At 71.7% G+C, this 13,227-nt stretch carries 13 protein-coding genes and 1 riboswitch; of the genes, 7 read left to right on the forward strand and 6 right to left on the reverse strand.

Going from position 1 to position 13,227, the window contains the following annotated elements; translation table 11 throughout:
* Window positions 1-176 precede the first annotated feature (176 nt).
* Both ACIQVZ_RS00065 and ACIQVZ_RS00070 read right to left on the reverse strand, forming a co-directional pair.
* Window positions 177-1,505, reverse strand: coding sequence for an NYN domain-containing protein (locus ACIQVZ_RS00065; RefSeq protein ID WP_402446373.1), 1,329 nt, complete (start codon window positions 1,503-1,505; stop codon window positions 177-179).
* 285 nt (window positions 1,506-1,790) lie between these two features.
* Window positions 1,791-2,054 (reverse strand): hypothetical protein, encoded by a 264-nt coding sequence (locus ACIQVZ_RS00070; protein ID WP_350886362.1) that lies wholly within the window; start codon window positions 2,052-2,054, stop codon window positions 1,791-1,793.
* 201 nt (window positions 2,055-2,255) lie between these two features.
* On the opposite strand from ACIQVZ_RS00070, the gene ACIQVZ_RS00075 reads away from it, so the two are divergent.
* Both ACIQVZ_RS00075 and ACIQVZ_RS00080 read left to right on the forward strand, forming a co-directional pair.
* A complete protein-coding gene (locus ACIQVZ_RS00075; RefSeq protein ID WP_350886360.1) occupies window positions 2,256-3,038 on the forward strand; it encodes a rhomboid family intramembrane serine protease in 783 nt (260 codons plus the stop codon).
* 41 nt (window positions 3,039-3,079) lie between these two features.
* Window positions 3,080-3,361 carry an Lrp/AsnC ligand binding domain-containing protein gene (locus ACIQVZ_RS00080; protein ID WP_063347281.1) on the forward strand — a complete coding sequence of 94 codons (282 nt, stop codon included), beginning with the start codon at window positions 3,080-3,082 and terminating at the stop codon, window positions 3,359-3,361.
* A 41-nt stretch (window positions 3,362-3,402) separates the two neighbouring features.
* Here ACIQVZ_RS00080 and ACIQVZ_RS00085 read toward each other — a convergent pair whose 3' ends face one another.
* The 3 genes from ACIQVZ_RS00085 to ACIQVZ_RS00095 form a co-directional block, all read right to left on the reverse strand.
* Window positions 3,403-4,782: an aminotransferase class V-fold PLP-dependent enzyme gene (locus ACIQVZ_RS00085; protein ID WP_402445776.1), complete on the reverse strand. Its 1,380-nt coding sequence runs from the start codon at window positions 4,780-4,782 to the stop codon at window positions 3,403-3,405.
* A gap of 52 nt (window positions 4,783-4,834) precedes the next feature.
* Window positions 4,835-4,952: riboswitch (SAM riboswitch) on the reverse strand.
* Between the two features lie 107 nt (window positions 4,953-5,059).
* Window positions 5,060-6,136 (reverse strand): anthranilate phosphoribosyltransferase, encoded by a 1,077-nt coding sequence (trpD, locus tag ACIQVZ_RS00090; protein ID WP_402445778.1) that lies wholly within the window; start codon window positions 6,134-6,136, stop codon window positions 5,060-5,062.
* A 120-nt stretch (window positions 6,137-6,256) separates the two neighbouring features.
* Window positions 6,257-6,682, reverse strand: coding sequence for a hypothetical protein (locus ACIQVZ_RS00095; protein WP_350886353.1), 426 nt, complete (start codon window positions 6,680-6,682; stop codon window positions 6,257-6,259).
* A 395-nt stretch (window positions 6,683-7,077) separates the two neighbouring features.
* Here ACIQVZ_RS00095 and ACIQVZ_RS00100 point away from each other — a divergent pair, with 395 nt between their 5' ends.
* The 5 genes from ACIQVZ_RS00100 (at window position 7,078) to ACIQVZ_RS00120 (ending at window position 11,884) form a co-directional block, all read left to right on the forward strand.
* Window positions 7,078-7,698 (forward strand): heme-copper oxidase subunit III, encoded by a 621-nt coding sequence (locus tag ACIQVZ_RS00100; RefSeq protein WP_063347284.1) that lies wholly within the window; start codon window positions 7,078-7,080, stop codon window positions 7,696-7,698.
* 188 nt (window positions 7,699-7,886) lie between these two features.
* A complete protein-coding gene (locus tag ACIQVZ_RS00105) occupies window positions 7,887-8,696 on the forward strand; it encodes a c-type cytochrome (protein WP_063347285.1) in 810 nt (269 codons plus the stop codon).
* Window positions 8,697-8,704: 8 nt separating this feature from the next.
* On the forward strand, window positions 8,705-9,757 hold the full coding sequence (locus ACIQVZ_RS00110; protein WP_402445781.1) for a Rieske 2Fe-2S domain-containing protein: 1,053 nt from the start codon (window positions 8,705-8,707) through the stop codon (window positions 9,755-9,757).
* Window positions 9,754-11,406, forward strand: coding sequence for a ubiquinol-cytochrome c reductase cytochrome b subunit (locus tag ACIQVZ_RS00115; RefSeq protein ID WP_350886349.1), 1,653 nt, complete (start codon window positions 9,754-9,756; stop codon window positions 11,404-11,406). The genes ACIQVZ_RS00110 and ACIQVZ_RS00115 overlap by 4 nt, the downstream gene beginning before the upstream one ends.
* A 106-nt stretch (window positions 11,407-11,512) precedes the next feature.
* Window positions 11,513-11,884, forward strand: coding sequence for a GntR family transcriptional regulator (locus tag ACIQVZ_RS00120; RefSeq protein WP_063347288.1), 372 nt, complete (start codon window positions 11,513-11,515; stop codon window positions 11,882-11,884).
* Between the two features lie 19 nt (window positions 11,885-11,903).
* On the opposite strand, the gene ACIQVZ_RS00125 is transcribed toward ACIQVZ_RS00120, so the two are convergent.
* Window positions 11,904-13,166, reverse strand: a complete 1,263-nt coding sequence (locus ACIQVZ_RS00125) for an Ig-like domain-containing protein (RefSeq protein WP_350886346.1) — start codon at window positions 13,164-13,166, stop codon at window positions 11,904-11,906.
* Between the last annotated feature and the right edge of the window lie 61 nt (window positions 13,167-13,227).

The raw sequence follows: 13,227 nt of genomic DNA on the forward strand, positions 1-13,227 counted from the left end.
CCTCACCCGATCAGGTGAGAATCCGGAAAATAGGTTTGACGCCACACCCTAGGGAAGATCCACGGGTTTTGCCACTCCCCCGAAGGCGTGAACTCCACTTCCCCCGCAGGCTTCACCCGATGTGCACACCACCGCAAACCGGGCGCTGACCAGGCATCATCCCGCCGCGGCAGCCGTCAGGGCCGCGCCAGCCGGTTCAGCAGCAGAACGGAGGCCACGGGGCGCGCGCCGGCCTTCCGCACGCCCTCCGCGACCTCCCGGTCGGTGGACACCACCACCACCGGACGCCCCTGCGGTTCGGCCCGCACCAGACGGCGGATCAGCTCGTCCGCGGTCTCGCCGGTCCTGCTGAACCGCACCCGCACCCCGCGCGGTGGCGCCATGATCACCGGAACGTCCAGGTCCTGCCCGTCGAACACGCAGGTGACCTCCGCCTGCGTGCGCTGGGCCAGCATCGCCAGCCCGCCCAGCAGCCGGATCCGCTGCTGCTCCAGCGGCAGCGTCGGATAGCCCGTCTTGGTCACGTTGTAGCCGTCCACCACCAGGTGCACCTGCGGGATCGCCAGCAGCTGGTCCAGCAGCGCCGGATCGTCGTCGGCCAGACCGCGCCGGGCCACGTCGTGCGGCGAGGCCGCACCCGGCACCACCGCCTCCACCAGGTCCCCCGGCCGGATCTGGGAGACCGGCAGCGCCAACTCCCGCTGGAGCCCCTGAGCCGACTGCAGCACCGTGTCCAGCAGCAGCCGCAGCCGCATGTCCTCGACGCTGCGGCCCTCGCGGGCCGACCGGCGGCCCTGCTCGGCCGCCGTCTCCAGCTCGCCGACCCGGTGCCGCAGCCGCCGCGCCTCGGACTCCGCGGCGCCACGCTCGGCGGCCGCCTGCGCCCTCGCGGCCTCCAGCTCGGCGGTCAGCCGCCTGGTCTCGGCCTGCGCCCGGCGGGTGTCGCTCTCCAGCGAGCGCACCTTCTTCCGCAGCGACTCGGCCTCCCGGCGGACGTCCTCGGACTCCGAGCGCTGCCGCTCCAGGTCCGCCCGGGCGGCGGACCGCAGCTCGGCGAGCTCCGCCTGCAACTTCTCCACCAGCCGGGTGGCCTCGGCGGCCGCGCCCTCGGCTCCGGCCCGCTCGGCCTCCTCCCCGGCCTCGGCCACCAGCCGGCTCCAGCCGGCCGCCCGCACCAGGTAAGCGGCGGCGGCGACGTCCATCGGATCGGCGGCGCCCGGGACGCTGCCCGACTCCAACGCCTTCACCAGGTCCGGCTGGCCCAGTCTCAGCCGCTCCGCTATCCGCACCCGGAACGCCGGCTCCGACTCCAGCGCCGCGGCCAGCGCCGTGGCCGCGTACTTGGCCCGCCGGGCCGGGGTGAACTTGACGTACTGGCGCAGGCTCTGCGGCAGCTCGCCGGGCGGCAGCCCGCCGAGCGCGTCCGAGGCCAGGCCGACCACACGCCGGCGCACGCCCTCGGGCAGCGGCCGGTCCAGCTTCTCGGCAGCACGCTCCGGCGCCACCTCGCCCGAACCCGCCGCCTCACCGGAGCCCGCCGCCCCGCCGACGGCCGCGGGCTCGGACGGGGCCGCGTCGGCGGCCTGCGCCTGCGCGGCCGCAGCGGGCTGAAGCCCCTGCGCTTCGGCGGGCTCCCTCGCTGCGTCCACCACGTCCTCGGCTCCGATCCTGGTCCTACGGGGTCACGGCCCGCGGCCGCCGCCCTGTCGTCACGCTCCGTGCGTCCTGTCTGTATTGTCCCAGCGCGGCGGGCAGGCGCGCCGTGCACCCGCCCCCCGCGCCGTCGGGCGTCAGCCCTGCTCGGCGGAGGCCTCCGCGTTCTCGGCGCCCGGACGGGCCACCAGCTCGACCTGGTCCACGGCGTTGCACCAGCGGCAGCGCACCGACTCGATCGTCTCGCTCAGCACCTCGGTCTCCTCGACCTTGGACTCGCCGGCCAGGTCGAAGTGCAGGAACTCGGTGACCCGCGCGGTGCGGGTCACGTCGAAGCGGGTGAGGTTTCCGCACAGGGTGCAGCGCCAGCGCGTCTCGGCGGTCAGGGCGGGGACGGTCATCGGGGGTCCTCTCGGGTGGTCCCTGGGTGGGCTAGGCGCTCCCCCCGGAGCCCCGGCGTCGGCGGCGGGAGGCGGGATTGCCCGCCCCAAGCCTATTGCCTGAGGCAACCATCGCGGCCACCGGTCAGGAGAACGAGCGGGCTAGTCCACCTGCCGTACAAGGCCGTGTCACACGCCCGACACGGAGGGATGCTTGGCCCCATGGCAGTGACGGCCCCCGGGCACACCGACGCGCGGGGCGAGTACCCGTCCGTGCCCGCCCCGGCGGTCACCTACGCCCTGATCGCGCTCAACACCCTGGTGTTCCTGCTGGGCCCGGCCGCCGGGCTCAACCCGCTGTACGGCACCGGCCAGTCCCGGCTCTGCGCGGAGCAGCGGTACGAGCAGCGCTGGGGCGTCATCCCCGCCGAGGTGCTGGCCGGCCGCCCGCTGACCGCCGAGCAGCTGGCCCAGGCCCCCGACCCGGCCCCGGGCTGCCCGGCCGCGCCCACCCCGCGCAAGCACCCGGCACTGTCCGTCCTCACCGGGCTCTTCGTACACGCCGGCTGGCTGCACCTGCTGGGCAACCTGCTCTTCCTCCACGTCTTCGGCCCCACCGTCGAACAGCGGCTGGGCCGGGCCCGGTTCGCCGTCTTCTACCTGGCCGCCGGCAGCCTGGCCACGTACGGCTTCGCCCTCGCCGAGGCGCACTCCCCGGGCTCCACCCGGGTCCTGATCGGCGCCTCCGGCGCGATCTCCGCCGTCCTCGGCGCCTACCTGCGCTTCCATCCGCGGGCCCGGGTGACGACGCTCGTCCCGCTGCTGCTGTTCCTGCCGCTGCGCTTCCCGGCCTGGCTGGTGCTCGGCCTCTGGTTCGCCCTGCAGTGGTGGTCGGTCCACTCGGCCGGGCCCGGGGTGGCCTATCTGGTCCACGTGATCGGCTTCTCGGCGGGCTTCCTCTACGCCTGCACGGTGGTCAGCCACCCCCCGAGACGACCCGGCTGACGCCCGATACGCTGGCGGCACCCCACAAAGGAGCCCGAACAGTGATCACCGCCATCGTCCTGATCAAGACCAGTGTCGACCGCATCCCGGAGATCGCCGAGGCCATCGCGGCCATCGAGGGCGTCAGCGAGGTGTACTCGGTGACCGGTGGCTACGACCTGGTGGCGATGGTCCGGGTGCGCCGGCACGACGATCTGGCCGCGGTCATCCCGGGCCGGCTGAACAAGGTCCCGGGCGTGGCCCACACCGAGACCCAGATCGCCTTCCGCACCTACTCCCAGCACGACCTCGAGGCCGCCTTCGCCCTCGGCCTGGACGAGTAGGCCCCCCGGCCCCGCAGACCGGGCCCCGCCGACCGGGCCCCTCAGCCCTGCTGACGCCCCCGGTCGACCTGCACGGTGGCGACGCAGCGCCCGCCCTCGTTGCGGTAGTTCCACGCGGCACCGTCCGTGACCAGCTCGCGCACGGCGGTCAGGAAGCGGTCGACGTGCTCGTCCGGGGTCCCGGCCCCGAAGCTCACCCGGATCGCGTTCAGGCTCCGCTCGCCGGGCAGCGACGGCTCGGGCGCCCCGCACTCGGAGGGGGAGACCTCTTCATCCCCGAGCAGGGTGCGCAGCAGCGGGTGCGCGCAGAACAGGCCGTCGCGGACCCCGATGCCGTACTCGGCGGACAGCGCGGCCGAGAAGTGCGAGCTGTTCCAGCCCTGGACGACGAAGGACAGCACGCCCACCCGGGCCGCCTCGGCGCCGAACAGGTTCAGCACCTTGACCTGCGGGATCTCCGCCAGCCCGGCGATCAGCCGGGCGATCAGCCGCCGCTCCCGGGCCTCCAGCGCGTCGAAGCCCGCCTCGCTCAGCGCCCGGCAGGCCGAGGCGATCGCGTAGGCGCCGATGACGTTCGGCGAGCCCGCCTCGTGCCGGGCCGGGCCGGAGTGCCACTGGACGGCCACCGAGCCGTCGTTCTCCCGGGCCACCGTCCGGGTCGCCCCGCCGCCGGCCAGGTACGGGTCGGCCGCGTCCAGCCAGTCCGCCCGGCCGGCCAGCACGCCGGCGCCGAAGGGCGCGTAGATCTTGTGGCCGGAGAAGGCGATCCAGTCGACGTCCAGCTCGCGCACCGAGACCCGGTGGTGCGGGGTCAGCTGGGCGGCGTCCAGCACCACCCGGGCGCCGTGCCGGTGCGCGGTCCCGGTCAGCTCGGCGACCGGCCACAGCTCGCCGGTCACGTTGGAGGCTCCGGTGACGCAGAGCAGCTTGGGGCCCTCGGGCGCCTCGGCGAGCGCGGCGTCCAGGGCGGCGACCGCCTCGGCGTGCGAGCGCGGCGCGCGCAGGTAGTGGACGTCGAGCCCGGCGTGCGCCCAGGGCAGCAGCGAGGCGTGGTGCTCGGTCTCGAAGGCGAACACCCGGGTCCCGGCCGGGACGGCCGAGGCGAGCAGGTTCAGCGAGTCGGTGGTGGCCCGGGTGAAGACCACCTGGTCGCCCTCGCGCAGGTCGAGGAACTCGGCGACGGTGCGGCGGCTCTGCTCGAACAGGTCGGTGGACAGCTGGGAGAGGTACCCGGCGCCGCGGTGCACGCTGCCGTAGTAGGGGGCGTAGGCGGAGACGTCGTCCCAGACCCGCTGGAGCGCCGGGGAGCTGGCCGCGTAGTCGAGGGCCGCGTACCCGACCTTCTCGCCGCTGGCGAGCGGGACCTGGACGTCGTGGCCGAGGACGGCGAGGGGGGCGCAGATTTCGGTGGCAATCGACATGAGGATGCACTCCTTCTGGGGGTATGGGACCCCGGGAGTGCTAGTCGTCGGGCGTCCGCGCTTGCCGCACGGACGATTCGCCGAGCGACCCGGTCCTCACCCAGGGCACCCCGCCACGGACGGAGGGTTGCCGGACAGCAAGCTGGGGCTTGGTGCTGTCACTCATGACCTGGCCAAGACTCTAGGTCGCGCCCAGCGAGTGGTCAAACAGGCATCCACCATCCGGACAGCCGAGGAGCCCGCGCCGGCGTTCCGGCACGGGCTCCCAAGTACCGCCTCACGCCTGACTGGTGGCCTCCGACCAACGCCGCAGCAGCTCCTGCGCCGCGCCCGAGTCGATGGCCCGCTCCGCCCGTGCCATGCCGGCCGCGAGCTGTTCGGTGAGCGGCGCCTCGCCCAGGTCGAGCGCGACCAGCGCCGCCGCCGTGTTCATCAGGACGGCGTCCCGCACGGCCCCGCGCTCGCCGGCCAGCAGCCGGCGCGCGACCTCGGCGTTGTACGAGGGGTCCGCCCCGCGCAGCGCCTCGATGCCGACCAGCTCGACGCCGACGTCCCGCGGGTCGAAGGAGGTCTCGGCGACGGTCCCGTCCCGCACGATCCACACCTGCGAGGTGGTGGTGATGGTCAGCTCGTCCAGGCCGTCGTCGCCCCGGAAGACCAGGCCGGTCGAGCCGCGCCGGGCGAGCACGCCGGCGATCAGTCCGGCGAGCCGGGTGTCGAAGCAGCCGATCGCGTGCGAGGTGACCTTGGCCGGGTTGGTCAGCGGGCCGAGGATGTTGAACGCGGTCGGCACCCCGAGGTCGCGCCGGGCGGTGGCGGCGTGCCGCATCGACGGGTGGAACTTGGCCGCGAAGCAGAAGGTCAGCCCGACCTCCTCGGCGATCTCGGCGACCCGCCGGGCCGACAGGTCGAGGCGGACACCGAGCTTCTCCAGCACGTCCGAGGAGCCGCTGGCCGAGGAGGAGGCCCGGTTGCCGTGCTTGACCACCTTGGCGCCGGCCGCGGCCGCGACGATCGCCGACATGGTGGAGATGTTGACGGTCTTGGCCCGGTCGCCGCCGGTGCCGACGATGTCCACGGCCGGGCCGGGGATGTCCAGCGGCTCGGCGTGCGCGTACATCGCGTCCACCAGGCCGGTGATCTCGTCGACCGTCTCGCCCTTGGCCCGCAGCGCCACCATGAACCCGGCCACCTGGACGGGGGACGCCTCGCCGCTCATGATCCGGTCCATCGCCCACGCGGTGGCCGAGCGGTCGAGGTCCTCCCCCTTCAACAGCGCCGCCAGGACGTCCGGCCAGGTGCGGACCACCTGCGCGGGTGCGGTACCACCGTTCGCAGGGTTCACGTTCACCATGGCTGACTCCAGCTGTTGTCGGGTTCCCCGCGTCGGGGGGACGTCCGTACGGATGGAGTCAGCCTATCGACCGGCGGGGTTCCCGCGGCGGCGTCTTCTCTGGTCCTGAGACGGCACCGCTCAGCGGCTGACGGGCGCCCGCTTGGCCAGCCGTGCCCGCAGCAGGGTGGCGACCGCCTCGGCCAGCGCCACCGGGTCCACCGGGCGGGAGATCGCGGCGTCGGCCCGGCTCCAGGCGGCCAGCCAGGAGTCCTGCGGCCGGCCGATCAGCACCAGCACCGGCGGGCAGCCGTAGATCTCGTCCTTGAGCTGGCGGCCGAGCCCGAGCCCGCCGGCCGGCACCGCCTCGCCGTCCAGGATGCAGAGGTCCACGCCGCCCTTCTCCAGTGCCTTCAGCACCGCGGGGGTGGTCGCGCACTCCAGGTAGGACAGTTCCGGAAGGTCCTCGACGGGCCGGCGGCCGAGTGCCGTCAGCACCTGCTCGCGGGTGTTGCGGTCATCGCTGTAGACGAGGACGGTGAGCGTCTCGTCGGTCGTGTACGCCATGGGCCCTGCTCCCTCAAGTGTGATCCGGACCACGTTCGCCTGATCCGGATGCTACTCCCGATCACCCGTCGCCGAGTCCCCCTCGCGGACCTTCCTCCTCAAGCCGCCGCGCCCGCGACTCACCCGCCCGGAGGACGGCCCGTCACCCGGACCCGTCCAGACCACCCGTACGGCCGATAAGGGGCCCTCGCATTACCCCCGGAGGCTCCGCCAAGCGTGCAACGACGCTCTGGGCAACGGGGTCCCGGGCCCCTTCGAGGAACCGTCAGAAAAGGGACACGCCGCTGCTCAGCCGCCATTGGGACCCCCCACCGCCCTCCAGGGGGGCATACCGCACGCACCGGACACTCCGAGGGACACCCCCCGGCGTGAAGACGGAATAAGGGACCGACATAATGTCCGTCGTGGCGACAGCAACAGCAGTAGAAACCGGGCACGCGCACGGATCGGTCAACCGGCCGAACATGGTCAGCGTCGGAACGATCGTCTGGCTCAGTTCCGAGTTGATGTTCTTCGCGGCCCTCTTCGCGATGTACTTCACGCTCCGCTCCGTCAAGGGAGCCGAGTTCTGGACCGAGAAGGCGCACGCCCTCAACGTGCCCTTCTCCTCGGTCAACACCACGATCCTGGTGCTCTCCTCGCTGACCTGCCAGCTCGGCGTGTTCGCTGCCGAGCGCGGGGACGTGAAGAAGCTCCGCTCGTGGTTCGTCATCACCTTCGTGATGGGCGCGATCTTCATCGGCGGCCAGATCTTCGAGTACACCGAGCTGGTCAAGAAGGACGGCCTCTCGCTGTCCTCCGACCCGTACGGCACGGTGTTCTACCTGACCACCGGCTTCCACGGTCTGCACGTGACGGGTGGTCTGATCGCCTTCCTGCTGGTCCTGGGACGGACGTACGCAGCCAAGCGCTTCACGCACGAGCAGGCCACCGCCGCGATCGTCGTGTCGTACTACTGGCACTTCGTCGACGTCGTGTGGATCGGCCTGTTCGCGACCATCTACCTGATCAAGTAACCAGCTGATCAGGTCGCTGGCCACCGGCTTCGGTCCCCGCCCTCACCGGCGTCGGGCCGATTCTGCCGGTGGGCGACGCTCCCACCGACCGACCGCGCGCGCAGCCCTAGACAGGCAGCCTCGTGCCGGCCAGACCGGCCGCCGGGTGCACCCACCAGTCGACCAGATCCTGACACCGGGGTTATTCCGTGAAAAAGCTCTCCGCACGACGGCGCCACCCATTGGCGGCGCTGGTCGTCCTACTTCTCGCCCTGGCGGCAACCGGGGGGCTGTACGCCGCGTTCGCGCCCGCCGACAAGGCGCAGGCCGACGTCGCCGCGCAGTCGCTCGCGATCGATGAGGGCAAGAAGCTCTTCGCCGTGGGCTGCTCCTCGTGCCACGGCCTGAACGGCCAGGGCAGCAGCGACGGTCCGAGCCTGGTCGGCGTCGGCTCCGCCTCTGTCGACTTCCAGGTCGGGACCGGCCGCATGCCGGCCCAGCAGCCCGGCGCCCAGGTGCCGCGCAAGAAGAACATCTACTCGCAGGCGGAGATCGACCAGCTCGCCGCCTTCGTCGCCTCGCTCGGCCCCGGCCCGGTGACGCCGACCCCGGAGCAGTACACCTCGACCAACCCGGATGACATCTCCAAGGGTGGCGAGCTGTTCCGCACCAACTGCGCCCAGTGCCACAACTTCGCCGGCCAGGGCGGTGCCCTGACCAAGGGCAAGTACGCCCCGTCGCTGGAGGGCGTGGACGCCAAGCACATCTACGAGGCCATGCAGACCGGCCCGCAGAACATGCCGTCGTTCCCGGACACCACCATGCCCGAGGAGCAGAAGAAGCAGATCGTGGCCTTCGTCCGCCACACCACCTCCGATGAGCCCAACCCCGGTGGTCTCACGCTCGGCAGCCTCGGTCCGGTGACCGAGGGTCTGTTCGGCTGGATCTTCGGTCTCGGCACGCTCATCGCGGTCGCGATCTGGGTCGCCGCCCACACCACCAAGGCCAAGAAGTCATGAGCCACGACATGTCAGAAGAGAAGCTGCCGGAGTCGCACGGCTCCGCCGGTGACGTCGCCGCGCACGGCGACCCGTTCGCCGACCCGGGCCTGCCGGCCCACGAGCCCCGCCGCACCGACATCGACGAGCGGGCCGCCCAGCGGGCCGAGCGCCAGGTCTCGCTGATGTTCGTGGTCTCGATGCTCGCCACCATCGGCTTCATCGCCTCGTACGTGGCCATCGACCCGGACAAGATCGTCTACATCTTCCCGCTCGGTCACGTCAGCGCGCTGAACTTCGCGCTCGGCCTGACCCTGGGCGTCGCGCTGTTCATGATCGGCGCGGGTGCGGTCCACTGGGCCCGCACGCTGATGTCGGACGTCGAGCTGCCGGCCGAGCGCCACCCGATCGAGGCTGACGACGAGGTCCGCGCGGACGTCATCGAGCAGTTCAAGACCGGTGCCGCCGAGTCCGGCTTCGGCCGCCGCAAGATGATCCGCAACACCCTCATCGGCTCCATGGCGCTGGTCCCGCTCTCCGGCGTGGTCCTGCTCCGCGACCTCGGGCCGCTGCCCGAGAAGAAGCTGAAGGAGACGGGCTGGATCGAGGCGACCCCGGCCAAGCCCCTGCAGCTCATCAACATGAACACCAACCTGCCGATGAAGGCCGAGGACATCGTCATCGGCTCGCTGACCTTCGCCATGCCCGAGGGTCTGCACGTCCACGACGAGGACTTCCAGCAGGCGATCGCCAAGGACGCCCTGATGCTGGTGCGCATCGCGCCGGACGACATCAAGGACGACCGGTCGCGGGAGAAGGGCTTCGAGGGCATCCTCGCCTACTCCAAGATCTGCACCCACGTCGGCTGCCCGATCAGCCTGTACGAGCAGCAGACCCACCACGCGCTCTGCCCCTGCCACCAGTCGACCTTCGACCTGGCGGACGGCGCGCGCGTGATCTTCGGCCCGGCCGGCCACCCGCTGCCGCAGCTGAAGATCATCACTGACGAGAAGGGCTACCTGGTCGCCACCGGCGACTTCGACGAGCCCGTCGGCCCGAGCTACTGGGAGCGTGCTCGATGAGTACGAGCAGCACCACCGGTGCCGCCAAGCCCGCCAGCACGCGCGCCAAGCCCGCCAACAAGTGGGAGGCCGCTGCTGACTGGACGGACGGCCGGGTGGGGATCTACTCCCTCGCCAAGGCCAACCTGCGCAAGATCTTCCCGGACCACTGGTCCTTCATGCTGGGCGAGATCTGCCTCTACACGTTCGTCATCATCATCCTGACCGGTGTCTACCTGACGCTGTTCTTCAAGCCGTCGATGGCCGAGGTCGTCTACAACGGCTCGTACGTGCCGCTCAAGGGCATCGGGATGTCCGAGGCGTACGCCTCGACGGTGGACATCAGCTTCGAGATCCGCGGCGGTCTGCTGATCCGGCAGATCCACCACTGGGCCGCCCTGGTCTTCGTGGCCGCGATGCTCGTGCACATGATGCGCGTGTTCTTCACCGGCGCGTTCCGCAAACCGCGTGAGATCAACTGGGTCTTCGGCTTCCTGCTGCTGATCCTGGGCATGTTCGACGGCTTCTTCGGCTACTCGCTGCCGGACGACCTGCTGTCGGGTACCGGTATCCGCTTCATGGAAGGCGCGATCCTCGCCGTCCCGCTGGTCGGCACCTACATCCAGATGTTCCTGTTCGGGGGCGAGTTCCCCGGCCACGACATCGTGCCGCGCTTCTTCACGATCCACGTGCTGCTGATCCCGGGCATCATGCTCGGCCTGCTGGTGGCGCACCTGATCCTGGTCTTCTACCACAAGCACACCCAGTGGGCGGGCCCGGGCAAGACCGAGAAGAACGTCGTCGGCATGCCGCTGATGCCGGTCTACATGGCCAAGGCCGGTGGCTTCTTCTTCCTGGTGTTCGGCCTGATCGCCGCCATCTCGGCGATCGCCACGATCAACCCGATCTGGGCGTACGGCCCGTACCGCCCGGACCAGGTGTCCACGGACGCCCAGCCCGACTGGTACATGGGCTTCTCCGAAGGCCTGATCCGCGTCATGCCGGGCTGGGAGGTCGGCCTGTGGGGCCACACCCTGAACCTGGGCGTCTTCATCCCGCTGATGATCTTCCCGCTGGTCCTGGTCTCGATCGCGGTCTACCCGTTCATCGAGGGCTGGATCACCGGCGACAAGCGCGAGCACCACATCCTGGACCGCCCGCGCAACGCGCCCGTCCGCACCGCGCTCGGCGCCGCCTGGATCAGCCTGTACCTGGTGCTGCTGGTCGGTGGTGGCAACGACCTGTTCGCCACCCACCTGCACCTGTCGATCAACTCGATCACCTACTTCGTCCGCGTCGGCTTCTTCGCGGTGCCGGTCATCACCTTCATCATCACCAAGCGCTGGTGCCTCGGCCTCCAGCGCCGGGACAAGGAGAAGGTGCTGCACGGCCGCGAGACGGGCGTCATCAAGCGCCTGCCGCACGGCGAGTTCGTCGAGGTGCACGCCCAGCTGCCGCAGAAGGACCTGTACAAGCTCACCGCGCACGAGCAGGTGCAGCCGGTCGAGCTGCCGGCCCAGACGGACGAGAACGGCGTGGCCAGCAAGGCCGGCCTGCTCGGCCGAACCCGGGCCAAGCTGTCCCGCGGCTTCTACGGCGGCGGCGCCCAGATCCCCAAGCCGACCTCCGAGGAACACCACGAGATCACCAGCGGCCACGGCCACCACTGATCCCGTACGCCCCGCAGCGTCACACCCGAGGGCCGCTGACCAGAGTTCTTCTGGTCGGCGGCCCTCGGGCTTTCCCGTCCCCCGTCCGCACCCTCCAGGAGCTCCCGTGCAGCTGTCCGTCGACCCCGCCGCCGCCACTCCCCCGTACGAGCAGATCCGGGCCCAGATCGCCGAGCGGGCCCGTTCCGGCGAACTGCCGACCGGGCTGCGGCTGCCCACCGTCCGGGCCCTGGCCGAGGAGCTGGGGCTGGCCGCCGGGACGGTCGCCCGGGCGTACCGGGAGCTGGAGGCGGACGGCGTGGTGGAGACCCACGGCCGGCGCGGCACGCTGATCGCGGCCACCGGCGACACCGCGCACCGGCTGGCCGCCGCGGCCGCCGCCGAGTACGCCGAGCGGGCGACCCGGCTCGGGCTCCCGCGGGCGGACGCGCTGGCCGCGGTGGACGCCGCCCTGCGGCTGGCCTACCAGGAGGCCTGAGGAGGCGCTCCAGGGGCCCTCAGGCCTCCGGGCGGATCATCCCCGAGGCGTGGGCCTGGGAGGCCGGCGCGGTGGTGCTGACGGGCTGTCCGAGGGCGCTGTGCTTGAGCCAGTCCGTCCAGGAGATGTTCCAGTCCCCGAAGCCGTTGCCGAAGGGCTCCATGGTGGCGCCGCGGCTGTTCACCACCGTCACCAGGTCCCCCACCCTGGTGTTCTGGTAGAACCACTTGGCGTTCTCGGTACTCATGCCGGTACAGCCGTGGCTGACGTTCTCCAGGCCCTGCGAGCGGACCGACCAGGGCGCCGCGTGGACGTACTCGCCGCTCCAGGTGACCCGGGTGGCCCACTCCACGTTGAGGTCGTAGAACTCCGAGCTCCCGGCCTTTATCCCGATCGTCTCGCCGTTCATCCGGACGGACCGCTCCTGGCCGAGCACCACCTTGACGCCGTTGCGGGTGTCGAAGCCGGGCTTGCCGGTGGTCACCGGGATGCTCCGGAGCAGCTCGCCGTCACGGCTGAGGGTGAGCAGGTGGGCGGCCGCGTCGACCACCGTCTCGACCCGTGCGCCGATCCGCAGGCCCAGCGTGCTGCGGTCGCCGCCGTAGAGGCCGTCCGCGATCCGGACGCCGGTGCCGTCGAAGGCCAGCGAGACGGTGGTCCCGGCCGGCCAGTACTCCTGCGGGCGGAAGTGCAGTTCCTTGTCGCCCACCCAGTACCAGGCGCCGGTGACGGCGGGCTGGGAGCTGACGGTCAGGACGCGCTCGACCTCCTGGCGGGCCTGCGGGTCCTGCACCGCCTCGGAGAGCTGCACGGTGAGCGGCTGGCCGACGCCGTAGAGGCCGCTGCCGGAGGAGTCCGGGCCCAGCTTGGCGGTGAGCAGGCGCTGGGCGGCGAGGGTGCTGAAGTCCGCCGTGGTGTCGCCGCGGCCGCCCTTGCCGTCGTCCGCGGCGATCCGCACCGAGTAGTCGGTGTCGGCCTTCAGCCGGCCGGTGGTCTGCCAGCTGCGCTGGTCCTCGGCGAGCTGGCCGGCCACCACCCGGCCGTCCGGGCCGGTCACGGTGACGTCGGTGAGCCGGCTGCCGGGCACGGACGTCACCGTGACCGGCTTGGAGGGGTCGACCTTGCCCTCCCCCTCGGCCGAGAGGTGGACGAGCACGGCCGCGTCGATCCGGTGGGGGCCGACCGCCTCGCCGCCGCCGGACGAGCAGGCGGCCAGCGGGGCCAGTACTGCGAGGGTCAGCGAGATGCCGCCGATACCTGCGATTCCGCGCCTGTCGGCCATGAAACGCCTCCGAGGGTCCGCACGATTGCTCAGATCGTAGGAACGAGGCCCCCCGAAGCGA

The sequence above is a fragment of the Kitasatospora sp. NPDC098663 genome (genome assembly GCF_044760075.1).
GTDB lineage: Bacteria > Actinomycetota > Actinomycetes > Streptomycetales > Streptomycetaceae > Kitasatospora.

Excerpts from the sequence above, each read along its gene's own strand:
- ACIQVZ_RS00095 (WP_350886353.1), bottom strand. The coding sequence starts at position 6,682 with ATGGCGTACACGACCGACGAGACGCTCACCGTCCTCGTCTACAGCGAT.
- trpD (WP_402445778.1), bottom strand. The coding sequence starts at position 6,136 with ATGGTGAACGTGAACCCTGCGAACGGTGGTACCGCACCCGCGCAGGTG.
- ACIQVZ_RS00100 (WP_063347284.1), top strand. The coding sequence starts at position 7,078 with ATGTCCGTCGTGGCGACAGCAACAGCAGTAGAAACCGGGCACGCGCAC.
- ACIQVZ_RS00110 (WP_402445781.1), top strand. The coding sequence starts at position 8,705 with ATGTCAGAAGAGAAGCTGCCGGAGTCGCACGGCTCCGCCGGTGACGTC.
- ACIQVZ_RS00125 (WP_350886346.1), bottom strand. The coding sequence starts at position 13,166 with ATGGCCGACAGGCGCGGAATCGCAGGTATCGGCGGCATCTCGCTGACC.
- ACIQVZ_RS00115 (WP_350886349.1), top strand. The coding sequence starts at position 9,754 with ATGAGTACGAGCAGCACCACCGGTGCCGCCAAGCCCGCCAGCACGCGC.
- ACIQVZ_RS00085 (WP_402445776.1), bottom strand. The coding sequence starts at position 4,782 with ATGTCGATTGCCACCGAAATCTGCGCCCCCCTCGCCGTCCTCGGCCAC.
- ACIQVZ_RS00075 (WP_350886360.1), top strand. The coding sequence starts at position 2,256 with ATGGCAGTGACGGCCCCCGGGCACACCGACGCGCGGGGCGAGTACCCG.
- ACIQVZ_RS00070 (WP_350886362.1), bottom strand. The coding sequence starts at position 2,054 with ATGACCGTCCCCGCCCTGACCGCCGAGACGCGCTGGCGCTGCACCCTG.